This window comes from Streptomyces sp. NPDC055955 (assembly GCF_042270245.1).
Classification (GTDB): domain Bacteria; phylum Actinomycetota; class Actinomycetes; order Streptomycetales; family Streptomycetaceae; genus Streptomyces.
The window spans coordinates 33060-50579 of the sequence record NZ_JBHJYS010000024.1 but is presented as its reverse complement, the minus strand read 5'-3'; the positions used below and the strand labels follow the sequence as shown (position 1 = coordinate 50579).

Genomic DNA, 17520 nt, shown 5'->3' with positions numbered 1-17520 from the left:
CGCGGGAGTTGCCCGGGCCCGCCACTGCCCGGCAACTCCCTTGCGGATCAGGGCGTGTGGGTGGCCTTGTCCGCCGCCTCCAAGACCGCCCCGGAGCGCACGAGGTCGAGGGCGGCGTGCACCCGCGGGTACAGGACGACGTCGCGGGTGAGGTGGTCGATGGGGCGGCCGTCGGTGGCCGGCGTCGCGCGCAGTACGTCGACGGCGGCGCGGGTCGCCGGGGCGAGGGCCTCGGCGTCCCGGCCCTGCTCGGCGAGGCGCAGCTCCAGGGCCTGAGCGGCCATCAACAGCTCGGTGGCGACGACGGCTTCGATGTTCGCGACGACCTGGCGGGCGTGGCGGCCCGCGTTGGACGCCATGGAGACGTGGTCCTCCTGGTTGGAGCAGGTGGGGATGGAGTCGACGCTGTCGGGGTGCGCGAGGGTCTTGCAGTCGGAGACCAGGGCGGCGGCCAAGTACTGGGGCAGCATGTAGCCGCAGTCCATGCCGACCTTCTCGCCGTCGACGAGCATGTCCGGCAGGCCGCGGTTGAGCGTGCCGTCGTTGAGGCGGAAGAGCCTGCGTTCGGCGATGGAGCCGATCTCCGTGACGCAGATGGAGAGGAAGTCGGAGGCGAACGCCAGATATTGGGCGTGGAAGTTGCCGCCGGAGATCGCTTTGAGCGAGCGGGGAAGGCCGGGTACGACGAGGGGGTTGTCGGTGGCGGCGTTGAGTTCGGTCTCGACGATGCCGCGGACGAAGGCCAGGGTGTCGCGGACCGGGCCGAGAACCTGCGGGACACAGCGCAGCGAGTACGCGTCCTGCGGGGGCTGGCGTACGGGGTCGGTGTCGGCGGCGCCGTCGATGAAGGCGCTGCCGTGGAGGAGTTGGCGCAGCCGGGCCGCGGTGGCGATCTGTCCGGCGTGGCCGCGGGCCTCGTGCAGCTGGGGCAGGAACGCGTCCCCGAAGCCGAGCAGGGCCTCGATGCTCATCGCGGCCGTCACTTCGGCGGTGGCGAGGAGGTTGTGGGCGTCGGCGGTGGCGAGGGCGCACATCGCGGTGGAGTACGAGGTGCCGTTGGTGAGGGCGAGGCCCTCCTTGGCCCCGAGGGCGAGCCGGTCGATGCCCGCGGCAGCCATGGCGGCGCGCCCGCTGAGCAGGTTTCCCTCGAAGTGGGCGAGACCGCTGTCCTCTTCCGGGTCGGTGTCCGCGTCGGGGCGGCTGAGGACCAGGGCGAGGTGGGCGAGCGGGATGAGGTCTCCGCTGGCGCCGAGCGAGCCGTACTCGGGGATCGCCGGGTGGACACCGGAGTTGAGCATGGCGAGCAGGGTGCGGACGACGGCAGGGCGGACGCCGGAGTAGCCGCGGACCAGGCTGGAGGCCCGGATCAGCATGGTGGCCCGGACGACGTCCTCACCGCAGTGCCGGCCCACACCGCAGGCGTTGGAGGTGATGAGGCGCCGCGACAGCTCGACGGCGTCCTCGGCGGTCTCGAACGCCTGGCGTCCGGCGAGCGAGCCGAATCCGGTGTTGACGCTGTAGACGGGCCGGGTCTGACGCCCCTCGGCCATGTCGGCGGTGAGGTCGTGGATCCAGGCGGCGCTCGGCGCCATGGCCTTCTCCGCAGCCGCGCCGAGTTCCACGGGCCGGTGCCGGCGGGCGACGTCGACAAGGTCGTCGAGGGTGAGCGGGTGGTCGCCGAGCATCAGGGGTTCGGTGGTCATGAAGTGGCTCCTTCCGGGACGGGGACGGTGGCCGGACGGGCGTCGTTCCGGGATCCGGCACGGGTGCGGGTGGCCACGCTGACGGCGGTGAGCACCACGATGTTGGCGACCATGGCGACGACGCCCACGTCGAGGTCCCGTACCGGCTGGGGCGCCCATGGCAGCAGGCTCGCGGTGGTCGCGTCGGTGAGCGTCGTCCAGCTGACGATGGCGACGCCGGTGCACACACCGGCCCAGGCACCGGCGGTGGTGACCGGGTTGCGCCGCCACATGGAGGCGACGAGGACGGGGAAGAGCTGGACGACGAACCCGTACGCCATGATCAGCAGCATGGCGATGGCCTCGCCGCCGCGGAAGGTGAGCACGGCGGCGACGAGCGCGAGGAGCGGCACGAGGACCCGGCTGAGCCGCCCGACGGTCCGCTCGCTCGTGGCGGGGCGGGCCGCCTGGTAGATGTTCTTCGCGATCAGCATGGCGGCGGACTGCAGCAGCATCGCGCCGGGGACGAGCGCGGCGAGCATGCCGGCGACCCCGACGAGGCCGACCAGCCACGGCGGGAGCGCGTCCTTCGCGAGCGAGAGCAGCGCGAGGTCCCCGTCCCCCAGGCCCGGCACCTTGAGCAGCGCGGTGAACCCGATGACGAGGACCATGACCAGGACGATCTGGTACGCGGGGGTGATCACCGCGTTGCGGCGCAGCGCCCTGGCACTGCGGGCGGCCAGGATGCCGGGCATCATGTGCGGCCACGTACAGATGCCGAGGGCGAACAGCAGGCTGGTGGAGATGTACCACCAGACGCTGTAGCCGTGGTCCGGGAGCGTCAGGAAGTGCGGGTGGGCGGCGGAGAGGGCGTGGAACATGTCACCGAGCCCGCCGTAGTAGTGGATCGGCAGATACAGGCCGAGCCCCACCACGAGGACCAGCATCAACGTGTCCTTGATGATCGCGTTCCAGGCGGTGCCGCGCAGCCCGGACACGGTGACGTACACGGCGATGACGGCGACACCGATCCACACGGCGGCGCCCTGCGAGATCCGCCCGTACGAACACTCGTGGACGATGATGCCGAGGCCCTTGAGCTGCAGCACCAGATACGGCACGAGAGACACGACACCGACGACGGCGGTGAGCACGCCGAAACCGCGCGAGCGGTACTTGTGGGCGTACAGGTCGGGGGCGGTGAGCAGCTTGTGGCGGCGGGCGTACGCCCAGATCGGCGGCGCCAGCCAGTAGAAGACGACGTAGCAGATCGACGAGAACATGTAGATCATCGGCCCGCCCATCGAGTAGGCGCCGCCACTGCCACCGAGGAAGGTGTACGTGGTGAAGTTCTCGCCGGCGGCGAGGAGGAACACGAGCAGACTGCCGAGTCCACGCCCGCCGACGGACCACTGTTCGAGGTCCATGGTGCGGCCGCGTCGGGCGAGCAGCCCGAGCACCAGGACGAGGACGAATGCGCTGCCGAGGACGGCGAGGGCGACGTTCACCGGGCGGCTCCTTCGGCGGCGGTGCGGTCGGTCGTGCCGGGGGCTGCGTCGCCGAAAGGCGCGCCGGGTTCGTCGAGTTCATCGGGTTCGCGGTTCGCGGGGTCGAGCCAGTAGACGACCGCCATGACGACGGTCGTGAGCACCACCCACAGGGCGGCCCAGAACACCACCATCGGCAGGCCCAGGACATAGGGCCGCTCGGTGTTGACGACGATCAACGACCCGGCGACCGGGACGGCGCTGAGCAGATAGAGGATCCAGCGGCGTGACACGAGAAGTGCTCCCTTCCGGACGGACGGGCCATGGGTGGGACCCCGCCGGCAGGAAAAACCTCAGGTCACCGGGCGGGCGCGCGGGCAATGCTCGCCCGGTGCCCGGATCTTGGCAATGCCGATTCTCACTGCGCAGGAACGGCCTCCGCGACGCGTCTTCGTGCGGGACAGCCGAGCGCCCCGGGAGCGCCCCTGACGGAAATGACCGGCTGGACGATCCACGAATCCGGCCAGGACGCCCCTCGCCGCGCGGCACTCCGTCCGATCCCTTCCACCAGCCCGCGCAGCGGGCGATCCACCCCCGGACGCCCACATCGCCGCGAACGCCGGCCACCTTCCCTCCAGGCCGACGACACCGCCACCCGCGTCGTCGCGTTGACGTGTCTCGCCGCCGGCGCCCGGAGAGGAGTCCTCATCCGGCGGGTCCCGCGTCAACACCTCATCACGGCGGGGCCGTTGACCTCTCTACGACGAACTGGGTGGCGAGTCCGGCGCGGTGGGTGTCAGGTTGTTCGCCCCGCCGCCTGTCGCAGTACGGCGCGGAGGGCCGCTCAACCGCCGTCACAGCACGGAAGTCACTCTGGCCGACCCGGGAGTTCGCCGGGTTGCGGTGCCCTATCCCTGGTTCCGCGCGGCGTGGTTGATCGCGGAAGCGACGTCTTTGGCGATGTGGGTCGGCTGGAAGGAGTTCTGGGGCCAGGGTCGGCCCTCCGTCACCCACACACTGCGAAGCCCGAGTGCTTCGGCGCCGGCGATGTCAGCATGCGGTGCATCGCCGATGACCCACGCACCAGGCAGAGGCAAGCCGACGGTTGCTGCTGCCGCATGGAAGATTTCCGGTTCGGGCTTCTTGTGACCGATGGTGTCGGAGACCACTCAGCCCTGAACGAGTTGGTCGAGCCCGGTCTTGCGGATCTTCGCCTCCTGCTGGAGCGTGCGGCCGTTGCCTCCGGAACGACACCTGAGGACGACCGCCATCCCATGGTTCAGACGCGAGGCCAGAGCGGTAGCCTCCGCTCATCATGCACAGACTTCTGCGGCACACCACGTTTTATGGACGCTCAAAGCACAGTAGGAAGCCCTTGCGCCTCAGTCATGCAGGCTCTGGAACGTGATGCAATGGCCTTCGCCCCCTCGCGCCACCGGGTCACTAGCAATGGGGGTTTTGAACCTCGACGGCACAGGTCAGACGCCACCGGACCACACTCTCAGTTAAGACACCGGTGGGGAGTGCGTCCAGGCGCCAGCATCTGACCACACCCAGGAGTCGACCCCCTCCCCGCGCAGTCCGGTGACCTGCAAAGGCCGACCGTCATCATCCTTGGCGATTGTCTGGGACTGTGTCTTTCCCGAGTTCACGTTGTACTCCAAGGACACCGACCAGTCACACAACTTTGGAGCGGTCAAGAAGGGAGTCAGGATCAAGAAGCCCGGGGACTGTGCACCGCCCAATGAGACCACCTTCTCGAACGGCGCTTCCTCCGGGCTGTCCGTCGGATCCTTCTGCTTGAAGATGAGCGCAGGCGCTGACGAGCCATCGGCGGCGAGGTTGAAGTGCGCGTTATCCCACACCTCGGTCCCCCCGGTCCCGATCGAGATGCTGGTCTTCACCGGTGACCGCCGACAGTTCACCGCCCGTGCCGCCAACTGCGTAACGACTACTGCCTTCTGCTTTTCGCTGGTCAGCTGCAACTTGTACGAATCAGCTTCCATGGCAACACGCCACCCACCGCGCTTCTTCACGAAGGCCCAGATGGCCTTCCGGTCATCCCTCAGCCCCTTGAGCTCTGCCTGCTCCTCGGGAGCGAGTCGCCGGTCAAGCACCCAGCTCGTCCATGGTTCCTCGTCGCTGAGACCTGGGTTCATCTTCCAGTCGAACGGCTTCTTTGCGTCCTCGATCACATCCGCGTTGTGGTCGTCGCGCTTGGCGTCTCCCTGCGAATGTCTGTTCTCCAGCCAGTGCGACACCTCGAAGCCGCCGACGATGCTGACCAAGGCCACCACGCAGGTGGCGGCGATCGCTCTGAAGGCGCGCTTTCGGCCGTGAGCCGGGTCCTGTCCCGATAGCTGCTCCAGCACCTCATCGCGCCACGTCGGCGTGGCTGGCGTAGGTGGGGTAGACGCTGCCGGAGCGTCCGTGGAAGCCGTGCCGGAATCGGCAGCACCTGGGGCGGCGTTGCCGCCCGCACTGGGGGCCTGCTCATTTCCCGCAGCGGGGTCCGAGGCTGCCGGGTTCGTCATCGTTCCTGCTCCTCGCTGCCACGTCAGCCTGTCACGTGATGGGACACAAGAATGTACTTCATCACGCTTCAACTCCCTTACAGCACACAGTCAACGGACTATGTTCGGGGGGCCCGCAGCAGGATTCGTCCAGCCCTGAACTGTAGCGCCAGTGACGAGGAGGGTGCGTATGAAGGCCATTCTCGGAGATCACTGAACGGGAGTACTTGGCCAGCGTCGGCCAACGTCCCGGGATGTTCGTCGGCGAGGCCTCTTTCCACCTGCTGACCGCGTTCCTGACTGGCTATGACCAGCATGCTCTACGGCACGGTGGACACGGACTCACCGGCTGGCACGACTGGCTCGTCGCACGTCGCGGACGCGACTGCAACCACGCCTGGCCCCGCTTGGCCCGATGGGAGAACTCCGTCACTTCGCGCCGTAATACAGCCGGAGGAAGTCCTCCATCGCCGCGTTGACGCCATCGCGGTCACCGGTGGCGAGCAGGTCGAGCAGCAGACCGCGGACGGTGGCGAGTCCCAGCCGGGCCCGGTTCCGTGCCACGGCAGGGTCCGCCCCTGTGGCGACCTCGGCGGCGGCGAGCGGCTCCAGCCAGTCGTTCACGAGCCCTTCCACGACCGGGGCAGCCTCGGGACGGCCTCGCAGCGCCTGCCCGTAGATTTCGAAGAAGAGCCGTTCTTGATCAGCTAGTTGAGGGTCCGTCAGCTGCTGCCAGAGGAGACGCGCGGCATCGGCGGGCGAGAGGCCGGGCTCCAGTCGCAGCCGGGACAGCAGATCGCGCTGGCGCTGCTCCGACGTCCGGACGATCTCGACGAGCAGGTGTTCCTTGGAGCCGAAGTAGTGGATCAGCATGCGGTGACTGACGCCGATCGCGGCGCCCAGGCCGCGCAGGCTCAGGTCTGCGATGCCGTGTGCAGCGACGTGGTCGACGGCCGCGTTCACCAATTGCGCGCGCCGGTCCCCGTCCTTGTCGGGCGCTGCCTCGCCCTGAGGATCTGAGCCGACCGTATTCACCACGTCGGGAGTGTACCAATCGGTACATGTCGTGCGTACCGTGTGGTACATGAAGTCTGTCACCGTATCGATCGACGTACCGCAGACGCCCGAGCAGGTCTACGACTTCCTCGATGTCATGGCTCACCACGAGCGATTCACCGACCACTACCTGACCGACTGGCGCTACAGCGGCCACGGCCGCGGTATCGGATCGTGTGCCACGGTCACCGCCGCGCTGGGCGGAACGAAGACAGACGTCGCCATCGAGGTCGTCGAGGCGGACCCGCCGCGGCGCATCGTCGAACGGAACGTCAGCGCGGCCGGCCGACGCCTGGCCCACGGCACCTACACCATCGAGCCGCTGCGAACCGGCGGGAGCCACGTGTCGTTCACATACGCCTGGGTCCACACCCCGCTCGCCGACCGCCTGCTGACACCCGTCGTCCGCGCCACGATACGACGCGCCAATCGGACGGTCATGCGACGCCTGGCCACCGAGTTGGCTCGCCACTCGTCCGCCGCCGGATCCTGACGGAGCGGGAGGCGTCACGCGCTCGTGACGTACGTACCCTGTCGGACAGGCATGGCGCAGGTCACAGGAACTCCGCCGGGGCGGCGGAGAGGTAGTGACTGTGAGGGACTCAGAGAACGATCTGCGCAGACGCGTACGGGCCGGTGAGCGCGACGCGTTCGCCGAGCTGTACGAACAGTGCGCCGGCCCCGTCCATCAGCACGCCCTGTGGCTGACCGGCGACTGGGCGAGCGCCGAGGACATCATGTCGGAGACGTTCCTGACCGCATGGCGGTCACGGGAACGGCTGCACGAGGACGGGGGATCCCTGCGCCCCTGGCTCCTCGGCATCGCGACACACAAGGCGGAGAACGCGCGGCGCGGACTCCGTCGCCGCCGCGCGTTCCTGGCCCGCCAGCGGCAGTCGCCCGTCGTCCCCGACTTCGCCTCCGAGGTCGCCGGACGCGTCGACGACGCGCGGCGCCTGGCAGCGGTGCAGGACGCCCTGGACCGGCTGCGGCGCCACGAACGCGACGTGCTGACGCTGTGCGTGTGGTCAGGGCTCGACTATCAGCAGGCCGCCGAGGCGCTCGACATCCCCGTCGGCACCGTGCGTTCGCGTCTGTCGAGGGCCCGCGCCAAGCTCGCCCGGTTCGCCGACGAGGCGCGGACGAGCGAGATGAAGCAGCGGAATCCGGAACCGCGTACGGCTCGCGGAGAGATGACTGGTGAAGCCGCACTCGCGGCCCTGCCCGTGCGGGAGGAGACGGCATGAACGAGAAGAAGGACGTCTGCGACAACGACGTCGAGGAGATCGCCCGGCTGCTGCCGGCCCCGGCCCGTTCACCCCTCCCGCGCGCGCAGCACCTCCGTCACAAGGAACAACTGATGCAGCGCATCGACCGCGACAACCAGCTCGCCCCCGAATCCCCCAACTCCAGCCCCCGCAAACGCCGTTCACACCTCCTGCGCCCCGTCTTGCTGATGCCGGTCACGGCGCTCGCCCTCGGCGGCATACTCACCGCAGGCATCGTCCTCGCGACAGGCGACGACGCCCCGCCCGCGAGCACGGCAACCCGGACCACGCACCCCGCGGCCGTCCTCCTCGACCAGATCTCCGCCGCAGCGGGCAAGGGGGAGACCCTGAAGGTGCGCGACGACCAGTTCGCGTACACCCGCGAGAAGACCCGCGGGGCAGATCTGACCAGCGGCAAGGCGGTGGTGGGCCCGCTGGCGGAGACCGAGACGTGGCTCGCCCAGGAGCCGGGACCGCTGCACAAGCTCGGCGTCACCAGGACCGACGGCGAGACGCTCCCCATCAACGCCCAACTCGGCGACACCAAGGGAACCCCGGCAGGCATCAGCCGCCCCACGTACCACTGGATGGCGTCATTGCCCACCGACCCCGACAAGCTGCTCTCGTACCTGTACGCCAAGGCGCCCAAGTCCGACCGGCAAGAACGCGACCAGGCGGTCTTCGACTGCATCGGCTCGCTGCTCGGCGGGGTCATGCCGCCCGACACGGCCGCGGCGCTCTACCGCGCCGCGGCCAGGATCCCCGGCGTCACCAGGACCGCCGACGCACACGACGTGACGGGTCGGCGCGGCGTCGGCATCGCCCGCACCGACACCACCTTCCACGCCCGCACCGAGTGGACCTTCGACCGGCAGGACCTCACGTTCCTCGGTGCCCGCAGTTACCTCGTCCAGGACACGTCGTACGGGAAGAAGGGGACGCTCATGTCCGGTACGGCGGTGCTCGGGCACGCGGTCGTGGACAAGGCGGGCCAGGTTCCGGATCGGGAACGTGTGTAACGGGCAGGTTGGAGGAGGGCCGATCGGGACAGGCACCTGCCCCTCGGGTCTCAGCGATCAGAAAGCGGCAAGGGCCGACTGACCCGAAAGGCACCCGTGCGCGTTCAGAGGTGCCGCCCGCACCCACGCCCCGTGGTTGCCCCGGACCGCGCTGCCCCTGTTCGGTTTCGCCTGCGCCGCAGCGCTGACCGGCCTTCGCCACGGCGGATATCTGCACCCCGCTCCCCGGGCCGTGCCCAAGCCCTCCACAGCGTGGAACCTCGGCGCAGGACCCACGGGAGCGCGCGACCGGTCAGGCGGTGAGGAGTCCTGGCCGGCCAGCGCGCAGTACCCGGCCCGGGTATCGTCGGTCAGGCGCGCTTCCCAGTACGCGCGCCATGACGTGAGGAAGGAAATGGTGTGACGGACAGCATCGGGCAGAGGGGCAGGCGGCGGGTCAACGCCCGGCTGCCGGCGCTCTGTGCGGTCCTGCTCGGCCTGTTTCTCATGCACGGTTCACCGGCAAGCGCCGCCGAGGGCTGCCACAGCCCTATGTCCGCACCGGCCGCCCATGCGGCCGACCACGCAGGCATCGCGATGGCGTCCACTCCACCTGCGGGCACGACTCATGCCGCCGCGCAGCAGGCGTCAGCCATGTCGTCGATGGGCGGGGCGATGTGCGTCTCCACGCCGGCCCGCGATTCCACGACGTTGCCGGTGGCCGGCCTCATGGCCGTCGTCGCCGTGCCGGCGGTGCTCCCCGTCGTAGGGCGACCGGTGGCCCTGGGCCGCACAGGGCGGCGCGGGCCGCCCACGCCAGGCGGGCGGAGTCTGCTGCTCCAAGTGTGCGTCGCGCGGACCTGACAGGCCTACGCCGAAACCCCGGAATCTCCGGGGACCGGCGACGTGCCCTGCTCACTTCCGCGCGCCCGCCCGGCGTGGTGCGCCCACCCGGAAAGACCCACTCCCATGCTCACTTCTGCCTGTTCCACAGCGCGTCGTCGCGCCCTCGCGGCGGCCGGCACCGCCATCGTCCTGACGCTGACCCTGGCGGCCTGCGGCTCCTCCAGCACTTCCTCCTCGATGCCGGGCATGGACCACAGTGCCAAGGCATCCTCGGCGAGCGCGTCGCCCTCGACGGGGGACATGCCCGGCATGGATCACATGGCGGACGGCAACGGCCTCAGCGACACCAAGGACGGCTACCGCCTGACCAGCAAGGACACGGCCATGGCTGCGGGCAAACAGGCCCCCTACCGGTTCACCGTCACCGGCCCGGACGGCAAGCCCGTCACCGCCTTCGCCGTCGACCAGACCAAGCGGATGCACTTCTACGCCATCCGTTCCGACCTGAGCGGCTTCCAGCACATCCACCCGGCCATGGCCGCCGACGGCACCTGGACCGCCGACCTGGCCTCCCTCGCGCCCGGCTCCTGGCGTGTGTTCGCCTCCTTCACCCCTGACGGCGGCGCCGGAAAGGGCACGGCCTTCGTCCTGTCCCGCACCGTCTCCGTGCCAGGCACCGGGACCAAGACCCCGCTGCCTGCTGCCGCCAAGACCGCCGAGGTCGACGGGTACACCGTCACCGTCAACGGCGCGCCGATGGCCGGCATGGCCCACCCCATGACCGTCACCATCACCAAGGACGGCAAGCCGGTCACCGGCCTTGAGCCCTACCTCGACACCTACGCCCACCTGACCGCCTTCCATGAGGGCGATACCGCGTTCGCTCACCTTCACCCGACCACCAAGGTCAACGGTGACCACGGCGGCCCGGAGCTGTCCTTCAACGCCGAGCTGCCCACCTCGGGGAACTGGCGGTTGTTCCTGCAGTTCCAGACCGGCGGAACACTCCACACCGCGGCGCTGACCCTGAACGTCGGCTGACCCTGACGGGGGCGCCACCCAGATGGGTGGCGCCCCACGCCCCGCCGCCGCACGACAGATCCACCCTGGTGCGACGTGTCGCTGGGCTCAGGTCGTGCTCGCCCCGGAAGGCTTCGGACATGATCCACGCCGTACTGCACGCATTGTCGATCGCCGGTTCCATGACCTGGGAGATCACCTGGGCCCTGATCCTCGGCTTCACCCTGTCCGCCCTCGTCCAGGCCGTCGTCCGCAAATCCACCGTCGTCTCCCTGCTCGGCGACGACCGCCCCCACACCCTCGCCATCGCCGCAGGCCTCGGCGCGGCCTCTTCCTCGTGTTCCTACGCCGCCGTAGCCCTGGCCCGCTCGCTGTTCCGCAAGGGAGCGAACTTCACCGCCGCGATGGCCTTCGAGATCGCCTCCACCAACCTCGTCATCGAACTCGGCGTGATCCTCGCGCTGTTGATGGGCTGGCAGTTCACTGCGGCGGAGTTCGTCGGCGGGCCCATCATGATCGTCGTGCTGGCCGTGCTGTTCCGCCTCTTCCTGCGGGACAAACTCCTGCGTCAGGCCCGCGACCAGGCCGAACGCGGAATCGCCGGCTCGATGGAGGGGCACGCGGCGATGGACATGTCCGTGCAGCGCGAAGGCTCCTTCGCCCGGCGCCTGTTCTCACGCGAGGGGTTCACGTCCATCAGCCATGTGTTCGTCATGGAGTGGGCCGCGATCCTGCGCGACCTGGTGGTCGGCCTGCTCATCGCCGGGGCCATCGCCGCGTGGGTTCCGGACTCGTTCTGGCGCACGTTCTTCTTCGACGGCCACCCACTGGCATCCAGACTGTGGGGGCCCATCGTCGGCCCGCTCGTCGCGATCGCCTCGTTCGTCTGTTCCATCGGCAACGTGCCGCTGGCGGTGGTGCTGTGGAAGGGCGGCATCAGCTTCGGTGGCGTCGTCGCGTTCATCTTCGCGGACCTGCTGATCCTGCCCATCCTCAACATCTACCGGAAGTACTACGGCGCAAGAATGGCCGTGTTCCTGCTCGGCACCTTCTATCTCGCCATGGTCACCGCCGGCTACATCGTGGAGTTCGTGTTCGGCGGCCTCGGTCTCATCCCCGATCAGGCCGACGCCAAGGTCCCCATGGAAGGCATCAGTTGGAACTACACCACCTGGCTCAACATCGCCTTCCTCACCCTGGCCGCCGCCCTCCTCTTCCGGTTCTTCCGCACCGGTGGGCGGGACATGCTCCGCATGATGGGCGGCGCACCCAGTGCGCGCCACGACCGCGGCGACCATGACTGAGCGCAACGTCCACCTGAGGGTGGGGCACGTGTCCATCCCCAGGCCGCCTTGTACTGGGTGCTCAGATCGGCGACGAGCACCTCGGGCAGCGGCACTCACCCTGGCCGGCGCGAGCGCGCTGTCCTGCGTGCCCGAGACGCCGCGGGCCTCCGCGCGCCCTCGGCGATGAGCGCGGGCGCCCGGGCGGGGGAGACCGGTACGAGCCTGGTCGGTATCAGACCGTGATCGCCTCAAGACATCAGACCGTGGTCGCCTCGAACGGGGAGCTGTCTGCGGCGGCCCCTTCGCCACCGGCGCATCCGGCTGCCACGCGCGCCGGGTCGTGCATCGGAAGCCCCGTACCGACCATTGTTCCGGGCCCTCTACACTCACTTGGTAGCTACAAGCAATAAAATCTGAGTGGAAGAGGGGGCGGGCAATGGGCAAGGGGACGGTCCATGACCGCGCAGCGGGGGAGCACAGGACAACCGGGGACACCGGGGTCGCCAGTGCCGAGGAGGCCGGGGCAGGACTGGGGAGCCAGATCGTGCGCTTCACCCGGCTGGTCGCGGCACGCAGGCACCAGACCAAGCTGGAGCAGGGCGCCGGTGAGCGCGTCCTGCTGGCCCGGCTCGTACGGGACGGGGAGCAGCGGGCCACCGATCTGGCCGCCGAGACCTTCCTCGACCTGTCGACGGTCAGCCGTCAGGTCCGCTCCATGGTGGAGCGCGGCCTGATCGAGCGGCGGCCCGACCCGGAGGACCGGCGCGGCACGCTGCTGCACGCGACCGAGTCCGGCAGGGCGGTGTACGAGAAGTACCGCCGGCAGCGCGACGCGCAGCTGGCGGAGCTCCTCGGCCCCTGGCCCCCCGAGGACCGGTATCAGCTGATCCAGCTGATGACACGCCTCAACGACGACCTGGTAGCGCATCAACAGAAACGCCACTGCGACGGGACTCAGCCCGAAGCCGGGGCGCAGCAGGGAGCAAGCAAGCATGAGTGAGGCCGTGTCGGCACCGAGCCGAGACACCGCTAAGCACACGGAGGCGGCACCCGCCTCCACCGGCGGTGGCCTCAGCCACCGCCAGATCCTGACCATTCTGAGCGGTCTGATGCTGGGCATGTTCCTGGCCGCGCTCGACCAGACCATCGTCTCCACCTCGATCCGCACCATCGCGGACGACCTGCACGGCCTCAGCCAGCAGGCGTGGGCGACGACGGCATACCTGATCACCTCGACGATCGCGACGCCGCTCTACGGCAAGCTGTCCGACCTGCACGGCCGCAAGCCCTACTTCCTGGGCGCGATCAGCATCTTCATCCTCGGCTCGGCGGCGTGCACGTTCTCGACGTCGATGACCGAGCTCGCCGCGTTCCGCGCCCTGCAGGGCATCGGCGCCGGCGGCCTGATGTCCCTCGCCCTCGCGATCATCGGCGACATCGTGCCGCCCCGCGAACGGGCCCGCTACCAGGGCTACATGCTCGCCACCTTCGCCACCTCCAGCGTCGCGGGGCCGCTCATCGGCGGCTTCCTCGCCGGTCAGGACAGCATCCTGGGCGTCGTCGGCTGGCGCTGGGTGTTCCTGGTGAACGTGCCGATCGGCATCATCGCGCTGTTCGTCGTCGCCAAGGTCCTCAACATCCCGCACACCCGCCGCGACCGGCGGATCGACTGGTGGGGCGCGTTCACCATCGCGCTCGGCGTCGTGCCGCTGCTCCTGGTGGCCGAGCAGGGCCGGGAGTGGGGCTGGGACTCGTCCAGGTCCCTCTCCTGCTACGGCATCGGCGTCGTCGGCATCATCTCCTGGATCCTCGTCGAGCGCCGGATGGGCGACGACGCGCTGATCCCGATGCGCCTGTTCCGCAACGCGATCTTCAGCAAGACCAGCCTGCTGTCCGTCCTCATCGGCGCGGGCATGTTCGGCGGGATGCTGATGATCCCGCAGTACCTGCAGATCGTGAAGGGCGCGAGCCCCACGAAGTCCGGTCTCGAGATGCTGCCGCTCATGCTCGGCATGATCATCGCGTCCATCGTCTCCGGTCAGATCACCGCGAAGACCGGCCGCTACAAGATCTTCCCAACCATCGGCACCGTCCTCATGGTCGCGGCGCTGCTGCTCTTCCACTTCAAGGTCCAGTGGGACACCCCGCTGTGGGAGAGCATGATCTACATGCTCGTCTTCGGCCTCGGCCTCGGCGGCTGCATGCAGACCCTGGTGCTCGCGGTGCAGAACGCCGTCCCGCCGCAGGACATGGGCGTGGCGACCGCGTCGTCCACGTTCTTCCGGCAGATGGGCGCCACCGCCGGTACGGCCATCTTCCTGTCGGTGCTGTTCTCGAACGTCGGCGACAAGATCTCCTCGGCGTTCAAGTCGGCCGCGGGGACGCACCAGTTCCAGGCCGCGCTGCACGACCCGGCGGTCCTGTCCGACCCGGCCAACAAGCCGGTCCTCGACATGCTGCGGCACCCCGGCGCGGGCGGCGGCAGCTCCGACGTACTGAGCGACTCGTCGTTCATCCAGCACCTGGACCCGCGCCTGTCGGAGCCCTTCAAGCAGGGCTTCGCCGACTCCATGCACGTGGTGTTCCTGATCGCGGCGGGCGTGATCGCGGTCGCGTTCCTCATGGTCCTGTGGACCAAGGAAGTACCGCTGCGCAAGATGTCGGGCCTGGAGGCGCGGGCGGCCGAGGAGGACGGCACCGCTTCGGATGTCGCCGCCGAGACGCCCGTGACGGCGATGGCGGACACGGCGGAGGCGGTGGAGGCAGCTCCGGTCGCCTCGCTCGCCACCGCCCTCGCGGACGAACCGGCCTCGGGTGTCCGCGGCCACATCCGCGACATCGCGGGTTCGCCCGTGGCGGGCGCCGTGGTCACGCTGATCGACCTGCGCGGCAGCCAGGTCGGCCGTACGACGACGCAGACTGACGGCCGTTACGCGGTCACCGCCCCCGCCGAGGGAACGTACGTCCTGATCGCCTCCGGCGGCGCCCGGCAGCCGCAGGCCACCACCATCACGGTGGCCGACGGCCTGGTCGACTTCGACCTGGTGCTCTCCGGCGCGGCCGGCCTGACCGGCACCGTCCTGGCCGCACCCGACGACAGGCCGCTGCCCGGCGCCCTGGTCACCGCGACCGACGTGCGCGGCGAGGTCGTCGCCTCCGCAGCGGCCGACCACGCCGGCGAATTCGGCATCGCGGATCTGGTCCCCGGCGACTACACCCTCGTGGTCAGCGCCCCCGGACACCGCCCGGCGGCCCTGCCGGCCGAGGTCGCGGGCGGTGCCGCCAACCGCTACGAGATCCGCCTCACCCCTGGCGCCCACGTCCACGGCACCGTCCGCAACCGCGCGGGCCACCCGGTCGACGACGCCCAGGTCACGCTCCTCGACGCGGCGGGCAACACCATCGCCACGACGGTCACCGACGCGCACGGCGCCTACGCCTTCAACGACCTGGACACGGGCGACTACACCGTGATCGCCAGCGGGTACGGGCCCCAGGCCGTGCCGCTGGTGGTGGGAGGCGAGGGCGAGAAGAACGCGGACGTGAATCTGGGGCACTGATGGGGCACTGACTGACACAGGTGTTCCTCACGCCGCGGGAAACCGTGAGCCACATGGACCGACTGCTCAGTGACTGTTCAGTGACTGCTCAGGCGGCGTTCTGGTCGCCAGTGACGGCCGCCGTTGATGTCAGACGTTGATGTCAGACGTAGATGTCAGACGTAAAGGTCAGAGGGCCTCTCACCCTGAACGTTCAGGGTGAGAGGCCCTCTGACCTTTTGCACCGGCGGGAGCAGGAGGGCGGTCCGAGCGAGTCCGGCTGCTGCTGGCGGCTGGGACTGATGCCGTGCCCGGTCACAGACGCTGGTGTGCACCGCCGGTCAGGCGTCGTTGCTGTCCGCAGTGGATGTCGGTGCCTGTGCATGTGAGACGCGACCCATAGGGCATCCCCTTTTGGATGTCGGCCGACATCTATCGTACAGTTGCTTTTAGATCACATGCGTCATCTATTTCTGGCTATCTGTTTCGGGCGCTCTCCTCCCTCATCCAACGGCGCCCCCTTCACGGGAGACCTCTCATGGCCACTCGCCTCGGCCCGGCCGCCGAAGCCGACCTGACCCCCGCCTCCGCCTCGCCCGCGCCACCGGTCCGGCTCTGGCTCCAGCCGGCCGTGATCGCCCTGGTCGTCGTGGCGGCCTTCGTCGGCTGCTACGTCGGTCTGCAGCGCAACCCCCAGCCACACCGGGTGCCGGTGGCTGTCGCCGGGCAGCACCTTTCGGGCGACATCCGCCAAGCCCTTGGCGACAGCGTCGAGGTCCACCCTGTCGCCGACGCCGCCACAGGGCGCGCCGAGGTGAAGCGCCGCGACGCCGTGGCCGCGCTCAGCCGCCGCGCGGACTCCGACCGGTTGCGCCTGGAGGTCGGCGGGGCCAACGGCCAGTCAACGACGACGGCGGTCAAGGCCCTGATCGGCGCCTACGCCCACGGATCGAACCAACGTCTGACCACGGTGGATGTCGTCCCGTTCGCCCGTTTCGACTCCCGTGGACTGGCCGGGTTCTACATGGCGTTCGGCGTCACGCTGGCCGGATTCGTCCTCGCCCAGAACGCCCTCGGGCTCGCGAACCATCTGCGCCTGCGCCACCGGTTCTGGCTGCTGTCCGGCGCCTCCGCGGCCATCGGTGTCGTCGCCACCGTCATCGCCGGACCCCTCCTCGGTGCGGTGCCCGCACCAGTCATGCCGCTGGCCTTCGGCTTGACCCTCCTTGCCGCGGCGGCCGCATTCACCACCAAGCTGCTGGGCACCTACCTCGGCCCGGTCGGCGTACCGGTCGCCACCCTCTTGCTGCTCACGGTCGGCAACTCCACCAGCGGAGCCACCATCGGCCCGGACCTCCTGCCGTCCGCCGCTCGCGCCGTCTCCGCCCTGCTGCCGCCGGGCGCGGCCGTCCGCGCCGTGACCGACCTGAGCTACTTCCACGGCGCGCAGGCCGTGCAGCCATTGGCCACCCTCGCGCTGTGGGCGGTGATCGCCGCGGTCCTGGTGAGCCTGCGCCCCCGCCTGAGCCGTCGGCGCACGCGGATGGCCACCTGACGCGCAGTCAGCGTGTAGGCCTTGACGCAGAGGTGCCGCCACGGGTCCGCAGGACCCGTCTTCACCACCGAAGGGCCGGCCCGGGAGAAACCCTCCTGAGTCGGCCCTCCTCCCTGCGTCCCCGAAGCGGCATGCTCCACTGCCGGGAAGCCTGGTTGCCGGGGTGCCGGGGTGCCGGGGTGCCGGGGTGTCAGGGTGCCGGGGTGCGGGCGTGTGTCGCGTCCACGATTGAACTGGGCCACGAGCGCTCGCGCTTGGCGGCCCGGGCGG

15 protein-coding genes are annotated in these 17520 nt (G+C 69.6%); 9 read left to right on the top strand and 6 right to left on the bottom strand.

The features are described from left to right. Positions 1–47 precede the first annotated feature (47 nt). The 6 genes from hutH to ACFC96_RS36205 form a co-directional block, all read right to left on the bottom strand. Positions 48–1703 (bottom strand): histidine ammonia-lyase, encoded by a 1656-nt coding sequence (hutH, locus tag ACFC96_RS36230; RefSeq protein WP_376616341.1) that lies wholly within the window; start codon positions 1701–1703, stop codon positions 48–50. Further along, the gene (locus ACFC96_RS36225; RefSeq protein ID WP_376616339.1) at positions 1700–3190 is read right to left on the bottom strand and encodes a sodium:solute symporter; all 1491 of its coding nucleotides are present in this window, start codon (positions 3188–3190) and stop codon (positions 1700–1702) included. The genes hutH and ACFC96_RS36225 overlap by 4 nt, the downstream gene beginning before the upstream one ends. Further along, positions 3187–3462, bottom strand: coding sequence for a DUF3311 domain-containing protein (locus tag ACFC96_RS36220; RefSeq protein WP_376226621.1), 276 nt, complete (start codon positions 3460–3462; stop codon positions 3187–3189). Before ACFC96_RS36220 ends, ACFC96_RS36225 begins: the two co-directional genes overlap by 4 nt. A gap of 615 nt (positions 3463–4077) precedes the next feature. Next, a complete protein-coding gene (locus ACFC96_RS36215; RefSeq protein WP_376616337.1) occupies positions 4078–4338 on the bottom strand; it encodes an HAD family hydrolase in 261 nt (86 codons plus the stop codon). 336 nt (positions 4339–4674) lie between these two features. Then, positions 4675–5703: a hypothetical protein gene (locus ACFC96_RS36210; protein ID WP_376616335.1), complete on the bottom strand. Its 1029-nt coding sequence runs from the start codon at positions 5701–5703 to the stop codon at positions 4675–4677. A gap of 408 nt (positions 5704–6111) precedes the next feature. Beyond that, complete coding sequence (locus ACFC96_RS36205; protein WP_340459031.1) at positions 6112–6720, bottom strand: TetR/AcrR family transcriptional regulator; 609 nt, start codon at positions 6718–6720, stop codon at positions 6112–6114. Positions 6721–6766: 46 nt separating this feature from the next. Here ACFC96_RS36205 and ACFC96_RS36200 point away from each other — a divergent pair, with 46 nt between their 5' ends. From ACFC96_RS36200 to ACFC96_RS36160, 9 genes are all read left to right on the top strand, one after another. Next, positions 6767–7231 (top strand): SRPBCC family protein, encoded by a 465-nt coding sequence (locus tag ACFC96_RS36200; RefSeq protein WP_376261727.1) that lies wholly within the window; start codon positions 6767–6769, stop codon positions 7229–7231. A 121-nt stretch (positions 7232–7352) separates the two neighbouring features. Then, positions 7353–7985 carry an RNA polymerase sigma factor gene (locus ACFC96_RS36195; RefSeq protein WP_376226116.1) on the top strand — a complete coding sequence of 211 codons (633 nt, stop codon included), beginning with the start codon at positions 7353–7355 and terminating at the stop codon, positions 7983–7985. After that, positions 7982–9025 carry a CU044_5270 family protein gene (locus ACFC96_RS36190; protein ID WP_376616333.1) on the top strand — a complete coding sequence of 348 codons (1044 nt, stop codon included), beginning with the start codon at positions 7982–7984 and terminating at the stop codon, positions 9023–9025. Before ACFC96_RS36195 ends, ACFC96_RS36190 begins: the two co-directional genes overlap by 4 nt. A 399-nt stretch (positions 9026–9424) precedes the next feature. Continuing rightward, a complete protein-coding gene (locus ACFC96_RS36185) occupies positions 9425–9868 on the top strand; it encodes a hypothetical protein (RefSeq protein WP_376616332.1) in 444 nt (147 codons plus the stop codon). Positions 9869–9973: 105 nt separating this feature from the next. Next, positions 9974–10891: a hypothetical protein gene (locus tag ACFC96_RS36180; RefSeq protein ID WP_376616330.1), complete on the top strand. Its 918-nt coding sequence runs from the start codon at positions 9974–9976 to the stop codon at positions 10889–10891. A gap of 122 nt (positions 10892–11013) precedes the next feature. After that, positions 11014–12174, top strand: a complete 1161-nt coding sequence (locus ACFC96_RS36175; RefSeq protein ID WP_376616480.1) for a permease — start codon at positions 11014–11016, stop codon at positions 12172–12174. Between the two features lie 526 nt (positions 12175–12700). Continuing rightward, positions 12701–13156, top strand: coding sequence for a MarR family winged helix-turn-helix transcriptional regulator (locus ACFC96_RS36170; protein WP_376261738.1), 456 nt, complete (start codon positions 12701–12703; stop codon positions 13154–13156). Next, a complete protein-coding gene (locus ACFC96_RS36165; protein WP_376261741.1) occupies positions 13149–15716 on the top strand; it encodes an MFS transporter in 2568 nt (855 codons plus the stop codon). Before ACFC96_RS36170 ends, ACFC96_RS36165 begins: the two co-directional genes overlap by 8 nt. Positions 15717–16233: 517 nt before the next feature. Continuing rightward, entirely contained in the window at positions 16234–17250 is a 1017-nt protein-coding gene (locus tag ACFC96_RS36160; RefSeq protein WP_376616328.1) for a hypothetical protein, read from the top strand. The last annotated feature ends 270 nt before the right edge of the window (positions 17251–17520 follow it).